Source organism: Hymenobacter arizonensis (genome assembly GCF_900115775.1).
Classification (GTDB): Bacteria; Bacteroidota; Bacteroidia; order Cytophagales; family Hymenobacteraceae; genus Hymenobacter; species Hymenobacter arizonensis.
In genome coordinates this window covers 1262825-1285128 of the sequence record NZ_FOXS01000001.1, presented here as the reverse complement: position 1 = coordinate 1285128, position 22304 = coordinate 1262825, and the positions used below count along the sequence as shown (strand labels likewise).

Genomic DNA, 22304 nt, shown 5'->3' with positions numbered 1-22304 from the left:
CAATTCGAAAGCAAACTTCAAACAGAGAGAAACGCTGTATTTCAAAAGAACACCGCAGCGTTTTATAATTCACCCCAATACCCTTTCCGCTTTTGGACCGCACCGTTAGAAACTTACTTGTAGCCGCTGCTTGCCTCCTGGTGCTGGGCGGGCTGGGCGTATTTGCTGCTTTGCGCCAGGCCAGCCGCCCGGTAGGCGCAGTTTCCGTCAACATCGCCAACGAATTCGATAACTACTTCATCAGCGAGCGGGGCGTAACGGCCTTGCTCACCAAAGGCGGCGCCGAACCCGTGGTGGGTACCCTACCCGAAGGCCCCCGCTTGCAAGAGTTGGAAGCCCGGGTGCGGGCGCATCCATTTGTACGCGAAGCTCAGGTTTACCGCGACCTGGCTGGCAACCTGCACGCCGATATTCGCCAAAACCGGCCCATTGCTCGCCTCACCCACCCCGACACCCGCCTCGATACCTACGTGGACGCCGAGGGGCATACCCTGCCCCTTTCGCCCTTGTTTACGGCCCGGGTGGCCACTGTGGCGCGGCCCAATGGAGCCAGCTTGCCAAGTGCATTTTTCCGGGACAGTACCGGGCGCCGCTACCTCGAGTTCTTGCGCTACGTGGACGAGCACGAGTTCTGGAAAGCGCAGGTATCGGAAGTATTTATCGAACCGGGCGGCAAGCTCTCCTTCACGCAGCAAGTAGGCGACCAACGTGTAGAATTCGGGATGCCCGAAAATATTTCCGAGAAATTCGCCAAGCTTATGGTATTTTACCGGCAAATTCCGTCAGTTTTGGGGTGGGACACCTACCACCGCGTAAACGTCGAATACAAAAACCAAATTATCTGCGAATAGTAATTCGCTGAAAAATAGACCGTAAGGTCCCCAATCTCTCAATTCCCAACCCCAGCTTTCTTCACGCTCGCCAGCACCGCTCCTATGCAACAAGACAAAATCGTCGTCGGGCTCGACATTGGCACTACAAAAATCTGCGCCTTGGTAGGCCGCAAAAACGAATTCGGTAAACTCGAAATCCTCGGCATGGGCAAAGCTGTCTCCGAAGGCGTTTCGCGGGGCATTGTGCTCAATATTGACAAAACCGTCGACGCAATAAAACGGGCCATTCGGCAAGCCGAAGAACAGTCCGGAATTAGCATTGGATTGGTAAACGTGGGCATTGCGGGCCAGCACATCAAGAGCCTGCAGCACAACGGCAGCATCACGCGCAACTCGCACGACACCATCGGGCCCGACGACGTGAACCGCCTCACGCAGGACATGTACCGCCTCGTGACCCAACCCGGCTCGCAAATCATTCACGTGATGCCGCAGGACTACAAGGTGGACTATGAGGAAGGCATCGCCGACCCCGTGGGCTACGAAGGCGTGCGTTTGGAAGGCAACTTTCACATCATCACGGCTCAGAGCACGGCCATTAACAACATCAACAAGTGCGTGACCAAAGCCGGGCTGGAAATTGCCGACCTGATTTTGGAACCGCTGGCGAGCAGCATGTCCATCCTCTCCGAAGAGGAGAAGGAAGCTGGCGTAGCCCTGATTGACATCGGAGGTGGCACGACTGACCTAGCCGTATTCAAGGATGGCATCATCCGCCACGCGGCGGTATTGCCGTTTGGTGGCAACATCATCACGCAGGACATCAAGGCTGGCTGCAACGTGGCTCCTGGCCAGGCTGAGCAGCTGAAAGTGAAATTCGGCAAAGCCATTGCTGAGGAAGCTTCTGATTATGAAATCGTGAGCATTCCCGGCTTGCCCAACCGTCCGCCCAAGGAAGTGTCGCTGAAGAACCTGGCGTACATCATTGAGGCCCGCATGTCGGAAATCATGGAGCTGGTGTATGCCGAAATCTACCGCATGGGCCTGCACGACAAGCTGTCGGCCGGCATCGTGCTCACGGGCGGCGGCTCGCAGCTGCAGAACCTGGAGCAGCTCACCGAGTACATCACCGGTTTGGATACCCGCATTGGCTACCCCAACCAGCATCTCGGCAAAAGCCGCATTGAGGCGGTGAAATCGCCGATGTACGCTACCACGGTGGGCCTCGTGCTGTCGGGCTACCACTCGCTGGACGAGCGGAACAACTCGCGGGCACCCTACGAGCAAGAGGAGCAGATTATTCCTTCCTATTACGCTCCGCAGGCAGCCGCACCGGCGCCCGCTCCAACTCCTACTTCCGTGGCCGTAGAAACCCGGGCTTCGGTGCCCGCCGCTCCTGCGCCCGCGCCTCAGCCGGCCAAACCCAAGGAGCCCGGCGCGGCTAGTCGCTTCTTCAAAGACATCATCACCCGCACCAAAGGGCTGTTGATTGACGATTACGACGATAAATCTTATTAATAATCCGCCCGTTGATTGTTGGCTGCTGCTTGGTGATTAGTGAGTAATTTGCTCGCTAATCACCAAGCAGCAGCCAACTATTAGCAGTCAACCTATCGACTTTATGAATTACAAATTCGACATTCCTGCCCAGAGCAAGTCAATCATCAAGGTGATTGGGGTGGGGGGCGGTGGCTCCAATGCCGTGAAGCACATGCACAAGCAGGGCATCAAGGACGTGGAGTTTATTATCTGCAACACTGACCACCAGGCGCTGCAAAGCTCCACGGTGCCCAACAAGCTTCAGATTGGGGTTGACCTGACCGAAGGCCTGGGTGCTGGGGCCAAGCCCGAGCGCGGCCGCCAAGCTGCTATAGAGAGCAAGGAGCAGATTCGCGAGCTGCTGAACCATGGCACCAAGATGCTGTTCATCACGGCCGGAATGGGCGGGGGAACTGGCACGGGTGCCGCCCCGGTAATTGCGCAGGTTGCGCAGGAGCTAGGCATCCTGACGGTGGGCATTGTGACGGCGCCGTTCCTGTTCGAAGGCAAGAAAAAGCGCTTGCAGGCTGAACTGGGCATCAAAGAGCTCAGCGAGCACTGCGACACGGTACTGGTGATTCTCAACGACAAGCTGCCGCAGATTTACGGCAACCTGACCATGAGCGCAGCCTTCGCCAAGGCCGATACCGTCTTGACCACGGCTGCCAAGTCCATCGCTGAAATCATTACGGTGACTGCGGATGTGAACGTCGACTTTGAAGACGTGAAAACGGTGATGAAGGACAGTGGTGCCGCCGTAATGGGCAGCAGCATGACCGAAGGCGAAAACCGCGCCCGTCGCGCCGCCGAGGAAGCGTTGAACTCGCCGCTGCTCAATAACACCGACATTCAGGGTGCGCAGAAGATTCTGCTTTCCATCATGTCGGGCGCTGAGCACGAGCTGGAAATGGACGAACTGACGGAAATCACGGAATACATCCAGGAGAAAGCCGGCCAGGACGCGGAAATGATTTTCGGCCACGGCATTGATGATACGTTGGGTCAGAACATCCGCGTAACGGTGATTGCTACTGGCTTTGCACGTGATGCGCATTCTATTAATACGCCTGGGGCCCCAAGCAGCAGCAACGCAACGGAGTCTGCTCCGGTTGCAGCAGCGCCCATCGAAGCAACTCCTGCGCCTGTAGCACCGTCTGCTCCATTCGTGCCCAGCTTCGGCAGTTCGACTCCGGAGCCAGCCCGGGTTACGTTTGACCTTAATGGTCCTTCGGCGCACAATGCGCCTCCATTGGCCGGTATTCCAGCTAGTGCTCCTACGGAGCCTGTATTAACCTCTAACGCAACTTCAGCGCCAGCTCCAACCCCGGAGAACCGTACGCGCCCTGCAATGGATGCTCAGGCTTTGGAGCGCCGTCGGCGCTTGCAGGAGCTAAGCAATGGCTTGCCACCTGAAGCGGTGAGCCAGTACGATACGCCGGCGTATCTGCGCCGTCAGGTGAAACTGGAGAATGTGGAGCCTAGCTCAGCACAGAATATCTCGCGGTTCAATTTATCGGATGATAATGAATTGCTGGGAGATAACCGGTTTTTGCATGACAATGTTGACTAGGTAATTCGAGTAATTACCATACAAAAAAGCGCCGCTGCTGAGACTCTCAGCAGCGGCGCTTTTTTGTATGGTAATGGTTTGGGTAGTGCTGATGACAGAGACATCAAAATATTCATTTGGAAAACGTTATTTCAAATGAATGAAAAAGCGTTGAGCCAAGAATTCTACTTGCTTAGATAGTTAAGTATTAGTTAAGGAAAGACTTTATAAGTCTATGTATGCGTACCCAATTTTGCTCAAATCGGTCTTTAATTGTTCGAAATCGTCAATGCTGGGGTTGAGCTGTACTACAACTTCTTTAGTTAATGGCTTTAAATCATAAATGTGCTTCACCAGCTCTAATTCCAGCTGGTAGCCGTCAAATTGCTCTTCATAATATTCCGTGGCCCATTCCCAATATGTTGTTGGCTTGCCGTCAAAAATATATAGTAAGTCAGCGCTTCCGTCGTTGTATAAACTTTTAGGGAATTTAATAGCTCCGATGTGCCAAGTTTTATCTTCCACCTTTCTCCAAATGCAAAAGGTCGTCCCTATTGATTTGACTGGCTCTCCCAAAATAAATTCCTTGAATTCATTTGGAATGGTATCAATTACACCTTCCCAAATTTGCTGTTCCATTACAATCTTTTCATGTCCAAAAAAATTGCTAACCTTTTCTTTAAAAGTAATGGGGTGAATTTTCTTTTCAGACCAATTGCACATTTCGCTTTCGTGTGCTTGTCCATTAATTATTGAACCGTGTAGGCTGAATAAAACTTGAAATTCATCACCTGAGCCATTACGCATTTGAAAACACTCTTCTTGTTTGCTCGTGTCCCACGCGTTGCTGTAAGAATAGTAACGGTTTTCCCATTCTCTGCAAATTATAGCATCGAGTGTTGCCAATGATTTACAAAGTCGTTGGAGTGCCTCAATATTGGGAAGTGCTGCTAAATGTTGTGTAGAAATTTCTGTCATATCTGTATTTAATTGTAATTATTGCTCAAACTTGAATTACAAATTCGGTTAGGAGCGATAAATCAACTTTGATACGCAATTAATAGCTCAATTGATATTCAACAAAATGGAATTATAGTGTTATGTGAACTTCTGTACAGCACTCGCCATTGTGCTTTTAGCTGGCTTGAGCCACTTGCTCAGTGGTATTTCCACCAGCTTGTAAAGGCCATAGGATACCAATTGCACCGCAAGCAACTGCAGTAGCCAAAAACCTGGTAGCGACTCATATACCCAAAAGGACAGAGGCCCGGCGTGGATTAAGTAGAAGGAATAAGAGCTAAGCCCCAGCTTTTGAAATAATTTACCGCTGAGCAGCTGCCGGAACTTGGAGTGTTCGCTTAGTAGTCCGGCGAATAATAGCCCGGCGGCGGCTGGCAAGCCCACAAGGTTTAGCACCAAGGTAAGTGGGTGGTCGGGGTTGTGGTATTGAGCTTGTGTGAGGCCTAAGGCAACCGTGACGGCAAAGTAGAGCCATACGCCGCCAACGGTGCGCCACATACCTGCTGGCGAGCCCAGGCGTCCCGATTGGTAGCGCCCGGCCAACCAGACGCCCACAAAGAACTCCAGGCTATGCCCAAAAAACGTGTAGCTGAGCATAAATGGGTGGGACCCGAAAAGACCGTGCAGGCTCAGCGGGGCTAGCAGCGCTACCAGACCAGTGCCAAGGCCCAGCAGTATGAGAGGCTGTAGCCACAGCGGCAGCCCACGGCGCTGTAGGCCCAGTACAAATGGAGCAGCCAGGTAGAAGCACTCAAACAATGTGAGGGACCAGGCTTGGCCGATGCCGGTGAACTTATAGTCATCGAAGAAGCTGCGCAGCAACGTGAGATTGAGCGCTACTATGCCTGGGGTGACCTGTGGAGATTGCCAACGCCAAAGCAGGGCAAATGTGGCCAGCGTAAGCAACGCATACAACGGATAGATGCGGGCCAGGCGCCCCAGCAAATAGTGTCGCCACCCGCTTTTGGGGCGAAAATTGGCAGTGCCGGAATCGTAGCGCAGGGCGATGAGGAAGCCGCTTAACAGCAACAGCAGTGGCAGGCCGTGCGACTCATCGACCAAATACTGAACGGCCCGCGCAATGCCAGGCGGCGGGATAGGACCCATGGGGTAGTGGTTGCAGAATACCAGCCAGGCGGCAATGGCCCGCAGGCCCGTGAGGGCGGGGAGGTAGCCGCCAGAAGCCGATGCGCCGGGAGTGGCAGTGGTAGCTGCTGAGGCAGAGAGTTCGGCAGCGGGCATGAGTTAGCGCGGAAAGGCGGAAAGTTCGAAAGAGTGCTTAAAAGCAAGAACGTCATGCTGAGCGGAGCCGAAGCATCTCTCCTGGTGCACTAAAATTAATTAGTTGCGCGGTTGAGATGCTTCGGCTCCGCTCAGCATGACGTTCTGGTTGGCTTGTAGCTAGCGAGAAGCCGTTGATTTAGCCCAGGGTGTGGTACACTGCCTGTACGTCCTCGTCGTCTTCAAATTTTTCAATGATGGTCATTATCTCCTCCAACTGCTCGTCGTTGAGGGAGACTGTGGTGTTGGGCACGCGCTGCAGGTTGACGCTGACCACGTGGCGGCCCTGGGCTTCGAGGGCTTTCTGCATCTGGCCGAAGTCGGTGAACGCGGTTTCGACCACGATGTACTTGTGCTCGGCGCCGTGCTCATCTTCTTCGGTGGTTTCGTACACGTCTTCGGCGCCGAAGTCGATGAGTTCCAACTCCATCTCGTCGCGGTCGAGGCCTTCGGCGGCTAGCTTGAATACGCCCTTGCGGGTGAAGGTGTAATCGGAAGAGCCGGCGGTGCCCAGAGTGCCCTCGTTTCGGTTGAAAATGAGGCGCACATTGGACACGGTGCGGGTGGGGTTGTCGGTGGCGGTTTCGATGACCACTGCCACGCCGTGGGGCAGGTAGCCTTCGTACACCACTTCCTGGTAGTCCTTCTCTTCTTTGCTGCTGGCGCGCTTGATGGCGGCTTCCACCCGGTCTTTGGGCATGTTCACGCCTTTGGCGTTCTGCATGGCGGCGCGCAGGCGGGCGTTGGTGTCGGGGTTGGGGCCGTTTTCTTTCACAGCCATCACAATTTCCTTACCGATGCGGGTAAAGTCTTTCGACATTTTATCCCACCGCTTCATTTTGCGGCCTTTGCGAAATTCGAATGCGCGTCCCATTTACAATAAACAATTAGCAATTAACAATGAACAGCCGCGGCGCATTCTCCTGAGAAGCTGCCGAAACGGGCTGCAAGTTAGCCAGAAGGGGCGGGGGGAGCCAAATGCGGTGAAACCGCGGCGCTAGGTGCGGGCTTTTTTGGCTGGTTTAGGTCGAGGGGCTTTTGGTACGGGAGTGGCCTTTGCGTCGGCTGCCACCAGCTCATACACACCTTTGTTGCCGCTGGGATAGCCGATGATGTTAATGGTGAGGCGTTTGGTGGCGGGCTCGAACCGAAACGTGCCGCGTTGCACGTCGGCCCCTTTGAGGTCGGTGAAGGCAAAGCGAATGCTGTCGCCGATGAGCGTGAAGCGCCCGGACTGGTTGAAGTAGTGCGGGCCGCTGGGAGACACAATGCTCAGGTGCTTTTCGTAGGTCCCGTCGGGACGCAAAATGAGGGAGCCGCCCACGCCGCGCACTTCGGTCGGGGGCTCGCTGCTGGTGTTATCGTACACGGTGTAGGCCGTGTAGTGGTAGGTGTTGTAAAAAGAGGGAAGTGGCGAAGGCGTTTGAGCGGGTACGGCGAAAGGAAGACACGTGAGCAGCGCGAAGGTGCTGGAGCGGCGAAGAAGCATGGGAGCAGAGGTGAACGGCGGAAAATCGTTAGGCTTGCACAAGGTAAAACCGTACCACCTTTGTGAACGGCCTCTGCGGCAAGAACCGCGATGGATTTCAAAACCAGATTAATATTTAGCCAATGATATTCCTTCGCGACCTTATCCGACCCGCTGCGGAATTGCCCGAGGCTGACGTGTGCTTAGTAGGTCTGCCTCTCGATTTCGGCACCGTGCTGGAAGGCGGCCGGGCGGGCGCAGCCCACGCCCCCGATGCCATACGCCGGGAGTTGCGCCGCTACCACAAAACCTATAACCTGGAGCAGGACGTGAGCCTGGAGCACCTGCGCATTGCCGATGCCGGGAACCTGGATTTGCGGCAGCCGGACCATAGGAGCAACCACGACCACATCCGCGAGCGACTGGGCCAGCTGCTGCGGCAATATCCACGCGTAGTCGTACTGGGAGGCTCGCACGATGGCACGTACTCCACGGTGCGCGGGCTGTTCGATGCCAGTGGCAGGCAGGCGGTGGGCGGCATCAACCTCGACGCGCACGCCGACGTGAAGGACAAGCCCGAAATCAGCAGCGGCACGCCGTTTGGCAAGCTCTTGCGCGAAGGCTTTGTGGAGGGAACGGGGTTTACCGAAATCGGCTTGCACTCCAACCTCAACACCAAGGAAGACATCGACTTTCTTCACGGGCTAGACGCGCACATCGTGCCACTGGCCCATGTGCAGAAAGACGGGGTGGAGCTTTACCTCGCCCGTGCGCTCAGCCGGGCAGCCAAGCATAAGGCTGCTTTCGTGAGCTTTGATATTGATGGCTGCGCCGAAGCTTTTGCGCCCGCTGTATCGGCGCCGAGTGCCGATGGCTTTACGCCGCGGCAAGCGGTGGAGGCCGCCTGGCTGGCCGGCAAAACCGAGGCAGTTCGCCTATTTGAAGTAGTCGAACTGAACCCCGTTTTTGACCGTGACAACCAAACGGCTCGTTTAGCGGCTACCGTCATAACCGCTTATCTGACAGGAGTTGCTGCCCGATGAAGGAACCGACGGATGCAGGGTCTCAGCTACCTACACCGCGGCGGTAGGGCCGCACTGGCGCGTAGGGCCCGGGTTTGGTTTTTCCGCGGCGGCGGCCACCGGTAAAGAACCAGGCCGCGCCCGCTGCCAGAATGCTCGCGCCAATCACAGCGGCTTGCAGCGGCAGCTTGTCTTTGGGAGCGGGGGGCAGGTGCTCTATGCCGTTGCTGTCGGTGCGGGCGGGCTCTTGCACGTAGCGGCCGTGGGACGGAACGGGGTAGTTGTTGGCCAACTCACGCAGGCCGTTGGCAGCTTCCGGGCCGGTTATGACTGGCCCATGACCGCAGCCAATGGCTTTGGGCTCCAGGTCGGCCAGGGTTTGCACCGACTGGCGGGCGGCTTCCCAGTCGTAGTTGAACGGCGTGCCGGCGCGGCTGATTTTGGGCTTGCCCAGCAGCACGGCCGGGATAGAGTCGTGGTGGCAGGTGGCGAAGGCATCGCCGCCGATTAGCGTGCGGTCGGCTTCGCGAAAGAAGGCGAGTTGGCCAGGGGCGTGGCCGGGTACGTGCAGCCAGCGCCAGTTCATCAAGTGCGGCACGGCCGGGTCGTCGGTGCTCAGGCCTTGCACCCGCTCAGCCAGGTTAGGCAGCTGGGTTGGGAAAAAGCGGCTCATGAAGGCCAGCGAACCGCCCACGGTAGGGTCGCGGGGCGGGTACTGGGCTTTGCCGGTGAGGTAGGGCAGCTCCAGCGGGTGGGCCACCACGGGTACTTTCCAGTGGTCGGCCAGCTCCTTGGCCGAGCCGAGGTGGTCGAGGTGGCCGTGGGTGAGCAGAATAGCCTCGGGGTGGCTGCCGGGATAAAAGAGCTTGTCGGCGGCGGCAATGATGGTTTTGGCACTGCCGGGGAGGCCGGTGTCAATCAGCACCCATTCGCCGGGGGTGCCGGTTTCGACAAAGTAAACGTTGACAAAGCGCTGAATGCGGAGTTGGGTGACGCCGGCGGCTACAGTATCCATAGGTAGTGGGGTTGGTGAAGAAGCGGAAAGAAAGCATACGGCACCCGGCCAAAAGTGGGCACCAGCACCGTCAGTAAAAAAAATACGAGTGTGTTTGTAACGAATCTAAAATGTGCCGGTAACCTTCCCACTCGCCACCATTTGAGTAGTGCGGGTTTCGCTCATCGTAAACAACTTTTTAAATCTTACTCCCCATGAAAACCCTTTTTTCTGCACTCGCTTTCGCTTGTCTTTCTCTTTCGGCCGCTGCCCAAACCAGTTCCGAGCCTTCGTTTAAAATGAACTGCGAGGAGGGCAGCTGGTATAGCGGCAAATCCGATAACAAGCGCTTTTGCGAAACCCGCGACCTGACCATGGCCGCGCCTGCGGGCCAGCCCCTCACCATTGACGGCGGCACCAACGGCGGCATCACCGTGCACGGCTGGTCGGGGACCAACATCCGGGTTCGGGCCAAGGTCCAGAGCCGGGCCAGTTCGGAAGCTGAGGCGCAAGAGCTGGTGAAAAACGTGTCCATCAGCAGCGCCAACAACACCCTGCGCGCCGAGTCGAGCACCAAAGACGAGCGGTATAGCGTGAGCTACGAGGTGTTTGTGCCGCGCCAAACTGCCCTGGCGCTAAACACCATGAACGGCGGCATCAGCCTCGATAATCTGCAGTCCGACATCAATTTCAAAGCCATTAACGGCGGCGTGAGCCTTGCCAGCCTGGGCGGAAACGTGACGGGCCAAACGGTGAACGGTGGCCTCAGCATTACGCTCTCGGGCAACAAGTGGGAAGGCAAAGGCCTCGACGTGGAAACCACCAACGGCGGCATCACCTGGAAGCTGCCGCAGGATTACTCGGCGCAATTATTCACCAGCACCAATATGGGCAACATCCGGGCAGGATTCCCGGTCACGAAAAGCGGCTTTATGCGCAAAGAGCTGTCTACCAGCCTCGGCAAGGGCGGCGCTCCCGTAAAGGCCGTGACCACCAATGGTGGCGTGAGCCTGGTGCAAGGCCGCGACTAGCGGGGCAACCGGCGTAATAGGCCATAAATAGGCCATAAAAAGAGAGCCTCGTGCTGCGCTAATGCGGCACGAGGCTCTCTTTTTATGGCCTTGTCGACATCAGCAGGCGCAGCTAAAATCGGGGTAGTCGGCGTAACCCGGAGCCTGTTTGTCGTCGATGCGAATCAGATGGTCGAGTCGAATTTCTTCGCCTGATTTCAGGCGCATGTACTCCACTTTGTCGCGGATGAAAAGAGTTTCAATTACGCCCGAACCAAGGCAGAGCTGGCGCAGGTCGTTGAAGTACTGCAGGTCGACCCGGCGGCGCTGGGTGGCGGCAGCCTCTAGCTCGTCGTAGAAGTTGCAGTCGATGGGTTGGTAGTCGGCACTCATTGGAGTTCTCGGTAAAGGAGCAAAAGGAATGTCTCCGTTAGCAACGGCGGGGCCTGGCGGTGGGTTCGCTGCGCAGGGGCCTCAATTCGGTTCGTTGGTAGAGGAACGCCGGAAATCGGGGTTGTAGTAAATGCCCAGCTGCAGCGTGTGGTTGTACTCAAATACGGTCCCGTTGCCCTGCGCCAAGAGCTGGTGGAGGTAGCCCGCCTCGATGGCCAGTGCTTTGGTGAATTGGTAGCCGAAAGCGCCGTAAGCGCGGTTTTGGTCGAAAATATTGCGGGTCACGTTCTTCCCGTAGTTGATGAACACCTCGTTGGAAACCGCCAGGTAGGGCGTTCTGGGTTGAATTCCTTCCGAGGGTCGTACCAGAGCCATTGCTGCCCGAACCTGGTAGCGGGTGCGGTTCAGGTAAGTGTAGTCGGTTTCGAGTGGGCGCCGCAGCCAGCGCTGCTCAAGGCGGAAGCGGTGGGCAACCTGAAAGGGCCCATACGTGCTTTTAAGCAACAGCTGCTGGTAGAGGCGGTGCTCGGGAAATTTCTCGGCTACCGGGAAGTCGCCGTAGGGGTGGGTGAGGGCGTAGGCGTAGCCGCCCGTCAGCATCACTTGGTCGCTGAGGTTAAAATTGAGGCCGAGGCGGGCAAATTCCTGAAGCGGCGACTTGAGCCCATCGGCGCGGCGTAGCTGGGCTTCGGTGTGCAAACCCCACCGGTTGGTGAGCTGGGCATCGCTAAAAAACATCAACCAGGCGTTGAAATTAGGGTCGGAGATGCGCGAGGATGGGATATCCTGGGCGGCCGCTTGGGGCGAAGCCAGCAAAAGCGAAAGCAATAACACGGCGCTAAGTAGTAAGCCGCTGGTGGGTTTAGGCATCAACAAGTGAACAAGGGCAAGAAGGTGGGGGAGATGCTATGTTACGTAAATGTTACGTGAAAGCTGCATTTTCAGGCTTTAAAAGCCGATTCCTTTTAACAAGCCAAGCTTTCGAGGCACCGAATGGTACACTATAGATGGTTCGCTTCTGGTGCCCTAGCCAGATTAAATGAAGTCCTGAGCTTATAGAGGGAAGCGGCATATTGAGGCCGTGCTTAGTTAGGCCTTCTGCACCGTTTTCCTAACTTGCCATCCCACCCAAACCCACCCAATTCCCATGCCCTCGTCCATCCCCACCGAAACCGCTACGCCCGAACTCAACCTCGAAGCCAACTCCCTGGCCCAAGCCACCGGCACCAAGTTTAAGGGCAATGCCAAGCGCCCGATGTTCTACGAGTTCAAGCCCGAGGAAACCGTGAAAGCGGCTCACGGCACCACGCTGCGCTGCAAAACCTGGGAGGCCGAAGCGGCGCTGCGCATGCTGGAAAACAACCTGGACCCAGCCGTGAGCCTGGTCTATGACGAGCTGATTGTGTACGGTGGGGCCGGCCGCGCCGCCCGCAACTGGAAGGAATATCAAACCATTGTAAAGACCTTAAAGGAGCTGGAGGCCGACGAAACCATGCTGGTGCAGTCGGGCAAAGCCGTGGGCGTGCTCAAAACCTGGGCCCACGCGCCCCGCGTGCTCATCGCCAACAGCAACATCGTGCCCGCCTGGAGCACCCAGGAATATTTCGACGAGCTCGACCGCATGGGCCTGATGATGTACGGCCAAATGACGGCCGGCTCCTGGATTTACATCGCCACTCAGGGCATACTGCAGGGCACCTACGAAACCTTTGCGGCCATGGCCGACCAGCACTTTGGCGGCAGCCTGCGCGGCACCATCACCGTGACGGCGGGCCTGGGCGGCATGAGCGGCGCCCAGCCGCTGGCTGTGACCATGAACGACGGCGTCTGCCTGGTAGTGGAGCCCATTGATGAGCGGGTGAAGCAGAAAGTGCGCGAAGGCTACGTAGACGAGCAAGCCCGCGACCTCGCCCACGCTCTGGAGCTGTGCGAGCAAGCCAAAGCCACCGGCACGCCGCTCTCGGTGGGCCTCACCGGCAACGCCGCAACGGTGCTACCCGAACTGCTGGAACGCGGCTTTCAGGCCGACATCGTGACCGACCAAACCTCGGCCCACGACCTGATGGACTACCTACCCGAAGGCGAGATAGGGAAGGTGCTGGCCCTGCGCGCCGCCAACCCCGAGGAGTTTAAGAAACAGGCCCTGCAGTCCATCGTGAAGCACGTGGAGGCCATTTTGGAGATGCAGCGCCGCGGCACCATTGCCGTGGACTACGGCAACAACCTGCGCGGCCAGGCTGAAAAAGGCGGCCTGCAGGTGCGCGACGAGCACGGCCAGTTCCTGTACCCTGGCTTCGTGCCCGGCTACATTCGCCCGCTGTTTTGCGAGGGCAAAGGGCCATTCCGGTGGTGCGCCCTCAGCGGCGACCCGCAGGACATTCTGCGCATCGACCGCGCCCTGCTCGAAACCTTTCCCGAGAATAAAATGCTGGCCCGCTGGATAGAAAAGGCCCAGGCCAAGGTGCCGTTCATCGGGCTGCCGGCCCGCGTGTGCTGGCTGGGCTACGGTGAGCGGGAGCGGTTCGGCCTCGTCATCAACGACCTCGTGGCGCGGGGCGAAGTATCGGCCCCCATTGTCATCGGCCGCGACCACCTCGACTGCGGCTCGGTGGCCTCGCCCAACCGCGAAACCGAAGGCATGAAAGACGGCTCCGACGCCGTGGCCGACTGGCCCCTGCTCAACGCCCTGGCCAACTGCGCCAGCGGCGCCGACTGGGTGAGCCTGCACAACGGCGGCGGCGTGGGCATCGGCAATTCCACCCACTCCGGCATGGTGATAGTGGCCACCGGCACCCCCGAAAAAGCCGAACGCCTCAAGCGCGTGCTCACCACCGACCCCGGCATGGGCATCTTCCGCCACGCCGACGCGGGCTATGAGCTGGCGCAGGACGTGGCGCGGGAGCGCGGGGCCAAGATTCCGGGGCAGCAGTGAGTTCAGACTGCAACTGCCTGCTACTTTGCAGCAATTCAACATCTACAAGTTCTACCATGAAGTACCTGCTGTACTTGGCCCCTGTGTTGCTGTGCCTGACCGCCTGCCAGGGCGGCCCAACTGCTCCTGTTTCTGCCGAAGTTGCAGCCCCGGAATCAGCAAAAAAGGAGCAGGTAAAAGCAGCGCCGGCCAATACCGACAAGGTGGCTAACCCGGAGTACATAGAGTGGGACATGCTAACGGTCAACGGCAAGCCTCATCAGGCGATTACCACCAAGCAGCTAAGGAGCCAGCTGGGCCAGCCCGACAGCATTGCAAAAGGAGCCGTTGAGTGCGGCGGCGAGCTGGAAACGCTAGACGGCCCAAACGGCGATTTCTGGTACTATGGCAAAACGATGTACGAGGTGAATGGCACCCAGGCTGTTTTGGCCAATTTTGATGTTACAAGAGGAAAATTTCAGGGTCAGCTGGGGAAACTGAAGCTAGACCAAAATACCACGCTGGAGGATGTTCGCCGATTCTACCCAGTATCGGCCAAAGAGGCGGATAAGCCGTCTACTGGCCGGCTGGGGGAAGAAATGAGTTTACCTTTCTATCATAAAGGCGTGCAAATGGACGCGTCATTATATCTCCTTTTCAGGAAGGGACGATTGCAGAAAGTGGAGTTCTTCTATCCTTGCTAAACCGTTGGGGCTACGCACATTACTTGCACATCAATGGCTGGCGCATGAGTAACTACATTCCGCTTATTATAGTCCTGGCGCTGGCTGCATTTGTTGCATTTTGGTGCTTGATTGCCAAAGGCTTATCGTTGATTGGTTGGCAGCGGTTGGCCACTGATTTTCAGGTGGCTGGATTACCGCCAGGGCGCCGATTCCGGCTAGGGCAGGCCAGCGTAGGGGGCGTTCGTTACCAAAGCGCCATCACAGCAAGTGCTACGCCCGAGGGAATGGCGTTGGCTACGAGCTTTCTGTTTCGAGTAGGGCCCCCGCCCTTGCTGATTCCATGGTCGGCGTTTGGTGTATTTCAACCCAAAAAGGTGTTGTGGACGACTTCTTACACCACAACTATCCAGTTGAGCAGCGGCGGCAGCCTAGCGTTTAGCTTCTCCGGCAATGACCTTGTTGCGGCGGCGCAGCCTTGGCTTCGCAACTGACTACGCTAAGGCCAGCGCGTTCAGCAAACTGCTGGTTTGCACAAAAGCTCACTCCTCAAAGGCTGCCTGCAGCTTCAGAGTTGCCCCTGCGTCTTGTTTCCCACGTACTTCCGGCGCGCAGAGGCGTATAAGCGCTGACCAAACTCTGTCCATCCATGCCCCAGCCCAAACGCCCCACCGTGCCCGCCACTTTCGATGCCAACGACCGGCTGCGCTGGGTAGAGCAAATGGCCCGCCTCATGGACAGCCAGTTTCGACTGCCGGGTACCCGGTTCCGCTTTGGCCTCGACCCATTGCTGGGCCTGTTTCCGGTGGTGGGCGACCTGACGTCGCTGGCCGTGTCGGGCGCTTTGGTCATGACCATGATGCGCCACGGAGCCAGTGGCGCGGTGGTCGTGCGCATGGCCATCAACATCCTTCTCGATGCCGTTATCGGGTCTATTCCGTTGCTGGGCAACGTTTTTGACTTCGCCTACAAAGCCAATAACCGCAACGTGGCCCTGCTGCGCCGTCACTACGCCGAAGGCAAGCACCAGGGCAGCGGCAAAGGGCTGGTGGTGCTGCTGTTGCTATTCCTGCTTGGGGTCTTTGGCCTGGTGGCGTGGGGCGGCATTGCGCTGGTGCGCTGGCTGTGGCACTACTTCGATGCGGCGCCGGTCCTGACCGCTTAGTTGGGGCGGCTGCTTGGCTTTGATTATTAAGTAGAAAGAATCAGGTTGGGGCTTACTGGCCGTTTGAGGCTGCAAGAGGCACTTTGAGCGTGAAATTGACGTTTAGCGGACCAGCTTGGCTCAGGGGCTTTTAGCTGACTTACCGGCGGTTGCCGAAACTACCCCGCCTGCGAATCGTAAAGCAGTTCCGGCAGGAGGCCGTGAAATTGAAACGTAGATGAGCGAGCAAAATCAAGCGAACATGAGTTCGGCCTGGGCCCAAGCCAGCGGAACCAAGGCACCTGTTCCGGGTGCCAAGCGTCCGATTACGGCCGGTAGCCTCAAAATATTTTTGTTGGTGGTGACGTGTGGGCTGCTGCTGGGCAGCGCTTTGGCCTTTTTGTTTCGGCCATCGAGCGACCAAACCCTAGCCGGCGCAACGGAAACCGAGCAGCTGAATGATGACGGCAGCGTTCGGGCTACTCCGGTTGCAAACCGGTACCAGCCCGAGATGGAAGTGGCGGTGCCGGTGGCCCGGCAGCCCGGCTCCGGCAACCGCTACCAGGTAGTTACGGAAAAAGCTTATTTCCTCGATTCGCCCCAGCAGTCAACTCCCATTGGCCCATACCTCCGCCGGGGCAACATGTTTTATGCGGAAGAGGAGCAAAACGGCTTTGTGCAAACGACCTACGTGCAGCCCAATGGCGTGCGCGGCACTGGGTGGGTGAAAAAGCAGAGCCTGAGCCAAGTAAATGAAGAACAGGGCACCCAAGCCGATGTTGAGACTGCTGCTGCCACGGCCGCCGCTGCGAAAGCCAGCGCCCTCGCCGCAACCCGCGCGAAACGGAGCGCTGCCAAAAAGGCCACCAACAAGTCGAACGCAGCGCGCAATGAGGCCCGCAAACAGGAATCGGGCACCCGCGTGGGCGGTTGGCTGCGCAAGGCCCGCGACTTGGTTCGGCCACGTAACAAGCAGAACGACAAATCGCGCAAGCAGAAACCCTGCAAGTGCTCATCGAAAGCGGCCGACTTCACTATAATAGGGCCCCGGGCCATACCTGCTTAGCCTGCTGGCCTAGGTTCGCGGCCGGTGCCGTGCCGGGAGCAGCGCACTTTGCTGGCTATAATTGGCCAAGTGAGAAAGGGCCGTGCCGAAAAAGCCAGCGCTGACTGCTCGGGCTGCATGGACGGAATTCAGAAACTACTTGCCGGATTTACAGTAAAAGGCACACACGCGTAGCAACTGAAAACGGCCATGAGCAAGCTAAATCAATTCACCGCAAGCCTGCCCCAGCCTTGTGCGGCCAAGGCAGGAGAAAAGCCGAATGATTCTCGACGCTGGGTGGGGAGAACGGCCGTGCCGATTGTGGCCTGGGGGCTGCTTGCCCTATTTCTGTTGCCCGCGTGCTCCGAAGACAGCCCCCGCCGCCCCGACTCTGAGATGGTGGTAGACCCGCCCAGCACTGCCGCTGATGCCAGTGCAACGGCGCCACCCCGCGAGGACGTAATCGAAAATGCCGACCAGCCCACCGGCCCGCTCACTGGCGCTGGCCGGCACTACCGGGTGGCAGTGGGCACGGCTTATTTCTTCGACTCCCCCCAGCAATCAACCCCGAACGGCCGATACCTGCGCCGCGGCGACGAGTTTTATGGGGAAGGCGAAACCAATGGCTTCGTAAAAACCGGATTCAAAGCGCCGAACGGAGCCCAAAGCACCGGCTGGCTGAAAGCGCAGGAGCTAACCCGGCTGGGTGCTGGCCCCGCTACGCCCGCTCCAGTGCGGAAGCCAAGCCCGGTTGCCGCGCCACCAGCGCCCACCCCAACTACCGAAGCAAGCCCAGCGGCCAGCGAGCCGACAGCGGCGCCCGTGCCCGCCAACGCCCAAACGGCAGTGGTGAAAGTGGCTCGGTCCTACTTCTACAACTCGCCCGACCTGAGCTTGCCCCGCCTGGCCCATTGCGTGCGCGGCGATAAAGTGCGACTAGGGGAGAGCCGCGGCGAGGCCGTTTACGTCACCTTCACCAACTGGCAAAAGGTGACCAGCACCGGCTGGATGAGAAAAGACGCGCTGGATATCAACCCGTAACGACCTGGCTTGGTGCGTAAGAGGGAGGTTGTGCCAAGGTTAGCTTATTTTGGGGCTCGTTGGGCATGGCGCATGCTTTCAACGGGGTCGGCGCTGCCTTTCCAGGGTGCCGATTATCTCCGTCTTTATCGTTGCAGCGCACGCGGTAGCTGCTGTTCTACTTTCATGAAGCACTTTAAGGTCTTAGGCCTGGCGGTTCTCACTTTTAGCTGTGCACACGGCCCCCAGCCAAACGCCCAACACACCACCTCCGCGCCGCAAAGCACAGTTGGCGCCCGGCCCGTGGTTGCCCTGGTCGAGCCGCTGGCCTTGTTTGATGAGGCCCGCCAGCGGTCTATTCCGGTGGCTGTGTACCAGCCTCGGCGCCGTTCCAAAGCTCCGCTCAAAGCCGCCATTTTCAGCCACGGCTACGGCGGCCAGCACACCGGGTATTCCTTTCTGGCGCAAAACCTGGTGGCGCACGGGTACTTGGTGGCCAGCATTCAGCACGAGCTGCCCACCGATGCGCCCCTGCCCATGACCGGCAACGTGCGCGAAACCCGCCTCCCCAACTGGGAGCGCGGCGTGCAAAACATCCTATTTGTGCGGCAGGAGCTCCAAAAAAAATACCCCAAAGTCGACTTTAGCCAACTGTTGTTGGTGGGGCATTCCAACGGCGGCGACATGGCCATGCTGCTGGCCGAAAAGCACCCAGAGCTAGTGCAGCAAATTATTTCGCTCGACAACCGCCGGGTGCCTTTCCCACGGGCCCGCCAGCCGCGGGTGCTTTCCCTGCGCTCGAGCGACCAAGTAGCCGATGATGGCGTGCTGCCCACACCGGCCGAGCAACAGCTCTACGGCACCACCATTGTCACCCTGCCCAATACCATTCACAACGACATGTGGGACGGGGCTACCGAGGCGCAGAAGCAGGAAATGAACAGCATCATTTCACGCTTTTTGGAGAAATAACCGCCGAGGCGGACCGTTGTAGGCTGCACTTCAAACGAGGGTTCTAAGCTGCTTGAGTTTCGGCTCCGGTCTGGCGCCATTCGTGCTGCATGATGCTCATCTCTACCGACGACCAATACTCGTCTTGGTAGCGCACCACGTGGCGCAGCGTGCCTATGTGATGGAACCCGCAACGCTGGTAGCAGCGAATGGCCGGGGAGTTAAAGTCGTACACCCCCAGGGAGATGCGGCGCAGCCCCAGCTTTTCAAATCCTATTTTCAACAGGGCTTTCACCATGGCCTGGCCGTAGCCGCGGCAGCGCAGGGCTTCATCGCCCACCAGCACGCTGGAAATGCGGCCCGTGCTGTCGTTCCAGTTGAGGTGGGCCAGCGAAATTTGACCCACTACATCGCCCGTGGCAGCATCAAGTGCTTTGTACGCAAATACTTCTGACTTTCGTGGCTGGTTGGCGTGTTGCAGGTACTGGTGCAGCTGCTCCGTGGTGAGCGGATAAGTAAACATGGGGTCCGACCACTCTTTGAGCAGTCGTTCGTTGTCGACCCAGCTAATGAGTTGCGGGAAGTCGTTTTCGGTAAGAGGCTTAAGGAGTACCATGGTGGCGTGGCCCGTGGGTGCGGGCAGGCAGTAGCAGGCAAAAAGGGGAGATAACCGGCTGACCTAAAAGGTGCAGCACGGTAGCGCGGTGAGCCCAAGCACTAAGGTGCGAATTTGCCCGCGGGATGGAATGGAGGAAAAGAGCAAGAAAAAGGCTGGCGAGGCACCGCAAACAGTGGCACGGCACAGGCTTTTGACAGACGAGGCCTTCTAACGACTGTTGAGTCTAAACAGACGGCTTTTAAGCTAACTTTCCGTGTTTACCGACCCAAACTCAGTAATTGGCGCAAATTCTATGGGCACTATACCGCCTTGGGCTGTGGACGCGAGAAAGCGTGCTCGTCGTGGGAAGCGGCCAGGGCTGGCCCTTCGAGCAGCGCGCGGGTGCGGGGCAGGCTGCCGGGGTACTCGCGCTGCAGAAACGTGACCAGCTGCTCGCGCACAGCGCAGCGCAGCTCCCACACCGAGCTGGCATCGGCGGCGCTGACCAGGGCGCGCACTTCCAGGGTGCGTTCCTTCGCATCGGTTACGTGCATCACGCACACGCGCTTGTCCCAGAGCGGATGGGCTTCGGCAATCCGCTGGAGTTCGGCCCGCAGGGCATCGACGGGCACGGTGTAGTCGGTTTGCAGGTACACGGCGCCGGTGAGCTTGGAGCTGTTGCGGGTCCAGTTCTGGAAGGGCTTTTCGATGAAGTAATTGAGCGGCAGCACCAGCCGGCGCTCGTCCCAGATGCTGAGCACGACGTAGGTGAAGGTGATTTCCTCGACCCGGCCCCACTCGCCCTCCACCACCAGCACGTCGTCGATGCGGATGGGCTGGGTGAAGGCTATCTGAAAGCCCGCCAGCAGGTTGCCAATGGAGCGCTGGGCCGCAAAGCCCACAATAACGCTGGCAATGCCGGCCGAGGTAAGCAGGCCCGTGCCCAGGCGGCGCACCGTGGCAAAGCTCATGAGCACCAGCCCCACGGCCACCAGCGCAATCAGCGAGACGGCTAGTTTCTTCACAAACTGCAGCTGGGTGAACAGCTTGCGCACTCGCAGGTTGTCGCCGCTGCCCAGCTGATACCGCTGCAGCAGCAGGTCCTGAAATACGTCCAGCGTTTGAATGAGGCCCCAGGCAAAGGAGAGTATCAGCACCATCTCCACCACGCGCCGCAGCACCTCAAACGCCTTGGGATGCAGGGGCACCAGCGGCAGCACCAGCGACACGGCCAAAATCGGGAAAAATATTGCGCTGGCTGTACTCAGGTGCTGCACCACCGACCGCGCCAGGGTCGAGTCTTCGCGCCGGCCGTAAGCCCGCAGGCCGGCAAAGATGACCAGCTTGGCCACCAGCCCAATGGCCAGGCCGCCCAACAGGATGCCCAGGGTGGTAAAAATCTCAGGAAAATGCTCTAGGAGGTGGTCAAATTGTTCTTTCATACCAATTGCCGCACGGGTGGCGTGGGCACAACACAGGTGAATGAAGTGTACCCCCGGCGGCCCCGAAAGGTTAGGTGCCCGTGCGGCCAACGGCAGCCCCGCGCAGCCGCCGGCCCCGGGATTCGCCTTATTGCAGGCCGAAAGGCACTAAAAGCAGCTGCCTGAAGTTTGAGGCGTCCAATCAAATGATTTTACTTCTGCACATGCGGCAATTTGTTACGCTTCGCGCGCTTTGGGTTTTAGGCGCTTGGCTGGGTGTTTTTGGGGTGCAGTCGCTTCATGCTCAGCGCTTCGCGGCAATTGGCGACTATGGCCATGCCAGTAATTCGGAAGAGCAGGTGGCGGAGCTGGTGAAAAGCTGGAAGCCCGAATTTGTCATCACCCTCGGCGACAATAACTACGAGCAGGGCGCGGCCAGCACCATCGACGAAAACATTGGCCGCTACTACCACGAGTTTATTGGGGCCTACCGCGGGCGCTACGGCAGTGGCGCTGCCACCAACCGCTTCTTTCCCTCGCTCGGCAACCACGACACCTATACCCGCCACGGGCAGCCCTACCTCGACTACTTCTCGCTGCCCGGCAACGAGCGGTACTACGACTATGTGCGCGGCGATGTGCATTTCTTCGTGCTCAACAGCGACCCCTCCGAGCGCGACGGCACCGGCAGCACTTCCCGGCAGGCCCAGTGGCTGAAGGCCGAAATGGCGGCCTCCCGCTCGCGCTGGAAAATCGTGTATTTCCACCATCCGCCGTACTCATCGGGCACCCACGGCAGCAGCCCCAACATGCGTTGGCCTTTCCGCGAGTGGGGGGCCTCGCTGGTACTGGCCGGGCACGACCACCACTACGAGCGGTTGGTGGTAGATGGCCTCACTTACTGCGTCAACGGCCTGGGCGGGCGGAGCATCTACGGCACCACCGTGGCCTTGCCGGGCAGCCAGGTGCGCTACAACGCCGACTACGGCGCTCAGCTCATCGAAGCCAGCGCCGACAGCCTGCGGCTCCGCTTCATCACGCACACCGGCAAGCTGGTCGATGCGTTTACGCTGCACCAGGGCCTGAGCCCCGAGCCTCAGCTGCTGGCGGTGCTGCCCACGCCCTTTGTCGAAAAGGCCACCCTCGAATTCTCGCTGCCTACCGCCGATGAAGCCACCATCCGCCTGCTCGATGCGGCTGGCCGAGAGGTGGCCGTGTTGCACAAGGGGGCCCTGCGCGCCGGCCACCACCAGCTGCAATGGTCACGCGGAGGGCTGGCGTCGGGTACCTATTTCGTGCAGCTGCTGAGTGGCCACTTCAAACCCGTGATGCGAACAGTGGTGCTGTAGCAGCGGCCAGGACTGGGGCCTCAGCGCTTGTAAGAACGCGCCGTGCGGTGCACTTCCCGCCGCCTCGGGTCAG

General features: G+C 58.5%; 21 protein-coding genes. 12 read left to right on the top strand and 9 right to left on the bottom strand.

Annotated elements, in window-relative coordinates; translation table 11 throughout:
• Window positions 1-92 precede the first annotated feature (92 nt).
• From BMZ66_RS05380 to ftsZ, 3 genes are all read left to right on the top strand, one after another.
• A complete protein-coding gene (locus tag BMZ66_RS05380) occupies window positions 93-851 on the top strand; it encodes a cell division protein FtsQ/DivIB (RefSeq protein WP_092669743.1) in 759 nt (252 codons plus the stop codon).
• 84 nt (window positions 852-935) lie between these two features.
• Complete coding sequence (gene ftsA / locus BMZ66_RS05375) at window positions 936-2351, top strand: cell division protein FtsA (RefSeq protein ID WP_092669741.1); 1416 nt, start codon at window positions 936-938, stop codon at window positions 2349-2351.
• 103 nt (window positions 2352-2454) lie between these two features.
• Window positions 2455-3942 (top strand): cell division protein FtsZ, encoded by a 1488-nt coding sequence (gene ftsZ, locus BMZ66_RS05370; protein WP_092669739.1) that lies wholly within the window; start codon window positions 2455-2457, stop codon window positions 3940-3942.
• A gap of 204 nt (window positions 3943-4146) precedes the next feature.
• Here ftsZ and BMZ66_RS25050 read toward each other — a convergent pair whose 3' ends face one another.
• From BMZ66_RS25050 to BMZ66_RS05350, 4 genes are all read right to left on the bottom strand, one after another.
• A complete protein-coding gene (locus BMZ66_RS25050) occupies window positions 4147-4899 on the bottom strand; it encodes a hypothetical protein (RefSeq protein WP_143080064.1) in 753 nt (250 codons plus the stop codon).
• A gap of 120 nt (window positions 4900-5019) precedes the next feature.
• A complete protein-coding gene (locus tag BMZ66_RS05360; RefSeq protein ID WP_092669735.1) occupies window positions 5020-6183 on the bottom strand; it encodes an acyltransferase family protein in 1164 nt (387 codons plus the stop codon).
• 178 nt (window positions 6184-6361) lie between these two features.
• Window positions 6362-7096, bottom strand: a complete 735-nt coding sequence (locus BMZ66_RS05355; protein WP_092669733.1) for a YebC/PmpR family DNA-binding transcriptional regulator — start codon at window positions 7094-7096, stop codon at window positions 6362-6364.
• A 123-nt stretch (window positions 7097-7219) separates the two neighbouring features.
• Window positions 7220-7711 carry a hypothetical protein gene (locus BMZ66_RS05350; RefSeq protein ID WP_092669731.1) on the bottom strand — a complete coding sequence of 164 codons (492 nt, stop codon included), beginning with the start codon at window positions 7709-7711 and terminating at the stop codon, window positions 7220-7222.
• Between the two features lie 122 nt (window positions 7712-7833).
• Here BMZ66_RS05350 and BMZ66_RS05345 point away from each other — a divergent pair, with 122 nt between their 5' ends.
• Window positions 7834-8733 carry an arginase family protein gene (locus tag BMZ66_RS05345; RefSeq protein WP_092669729.1) on the top strand — a complete coding sequence of 300 codons (900 nt, stop codon included), beginning with the start codon at window positions 7834-7836 and terminating at the stop codon, window positions 8731-8733.
• A 22-nt stretch (window positions 8734-8755) separates the two neighbouring features.
• Here BMZ66_RS05345 and BMZ66_RS05340 read toward each other — a convergent pair whose 3' ends face one another.
• Complete coding sequence (locus BMZ66_RS05340) at window positions 8756-9727, bottom strand: MBL fold metallo-hydrolase (protein WP_092669727.1); 972 nt, start codon at window positions 9725-9727, stop codon at window positions 8756-8758.
• Window positions 9728-9921: 194 nt separating this feature from the next.
• Here BMZ66_RS05340 and BMZ66_RS05335 point away from each other — a divergent pair, with 194 nt between their 5' ends.
• Window positions 9922-10737, top strand: coding sequence for a DUF4097 family beta strand repeat-containing protein (locus BMZ66_RS05335; protein ID WP_092669725.1), 816 nt, complete (start codon window positions 9922-9924; stop codon window positions 10735-10737).
• Between the two features lie 99 nt (window positions 10738-10836).
• Here BMZ66_RS05335 and BMZ66_RS05330 read toward each other — a convergent pair whose 3' ends face one another.
• Entirely contained in the window at window positions 10837-11109 is a 273-nt protein-coding gene (locus BMZ66_RS05330) for a hypothetical protein (protein ID WP_092669723.1), read from the bottom strand.
• 81 nt (window positions 11110-11190) lie between these two features.
• Window positions 11191-11979: a DUF2490 domain-containing protein gene (locus BMZ66_RS05325; protein WP_092669721.1), complete on the bottom strand. Its 789-nt coding sequence runs from the start codon at window positions 11977-11979 to the stop codon at window positions 11191-11193.
• Between the two features lie 277 nt (window positions 11980-12256).
• On the opposite strand from BMZ66_RS05325, the gene hutU reads away from it, so the two are divergent.
• The 6 genes from hutU to BMZ66_RS05290 all read left to right on the top strand — a co-directional run bounded on the left by hutU (window position 12257) and on the right by BMZ66_RS05290 (window position 18884).
• Window positions 12257-14041: a urocanate hydratase gene (gene hutU, locus BMZ66_RS05320; protein ID WP_092669719.1), complete on the top strand. Its 1785-nt coding sequence runs from the start codon at window positions 12257-12259 to the stop codon at window positions 14039-14041.
• A 56-nt stretch (window positions 14042-14097) separates the two neighbouring features.
• Window positions 14098-14724, top strand: coding sequence for a hypothetical protein (locus BMZ66_RS05315; protein WP_092669717.1), 627 nt, complete (start codon window positions 14098-14100; stop codon window positions 14722-14724).
• Between the two features lie 628 nt (window positions 14725-15352).
• Entirely contained in the window at window positions 15353-15868 is a 516-nt protein-coding gene (locus BMZ66_RS05305; protein WP_092669713.1) for a DUF4112 domain-containing protein, read from the top strand.
• A gap of 241 nt (window positions 15869-16109) precedes the next feature.
• Window positions 16110-16913, top strand: coding sequence for a hypothetical protein (locus BMZ66_RS05300; RefSeq protein ID WP_143080063.1), 804 nt, complete (start codon window positions 16110-16112; stop codon window positions 16911-16913).
• A 189-nt stretch (window positions 16914-17102) separates the two neighbouring features.
• Window positions 17103-17933: a hypothetical protein gene (locus tag BMZ66_RS05295; RefSeq protein ID WP_177204601.1), complete on the top strand. Its 831-nt coding sequence runs from the start codon at window positions 17103-17105 to the stop codon at window positions 17931-17933.
• A 165-nt stretch (window positions 17934-18098) separates the two neighbouring features.
• A complete protein-coding gene (locus BMZ66_RS05290) occupies window positions 18099-18884 on the top strand; it encodes an alpha/beta hydrolase family protein (protein ID WP_092669707.1) in 786 nt (261 codons plus the stop codon).
• A 43-nt stretch (window positions 18885-18927) separates the two neighbouring features.
• On the opposite strand, the gene BMZ66_RS05285 is transcribed toward BMZ66_RS05290, so the two are convergent.
• The gene (locus BMZ66_RS05285) at window positions 18928-19479 is read right to left on the bottom strand and encodes a GNAT family N-acetyltransferase (protein ID WP_092669705.1); all 552 of its coding nucleotides are present in this window, start codon (window positions 19477-19479) and stop codon (window positions 18928-18930) included.
• A 302-nt stretch (window positions 19480-19781) separates the two neighbouring features.
• On the bottom strand, window positions 19782-20903 hold the full coding sequence (locus BMZ66_RS05280; protein ID WP_092669703.1) for a mechanosensitive ion channel family protein: 1122 nt from the start codon (window positions 20901-20903) through the stop codon (window positions 19782-19784).
• A gap of 203 nt (window positions 20904-21106) precedes the next feature.
• Here BMZ66_RS05280 and BMZ66_RS05275 point away from each other — a divergent pair, with 203 nt between their 5' ends.
• Window positions 21107-22231 (top strand): metallophosphoesterase, encoded by a 1125-nt coding sequence (locus BMZ66_RS05275; protein WP_177204600.1) that lies wholly within the window; start codon window positions 21107-21109, stop codon window positions 22229-22231.
• The last annotated feature ends 73 nt before the right edge of the window (window positions 22232-22304 follow it).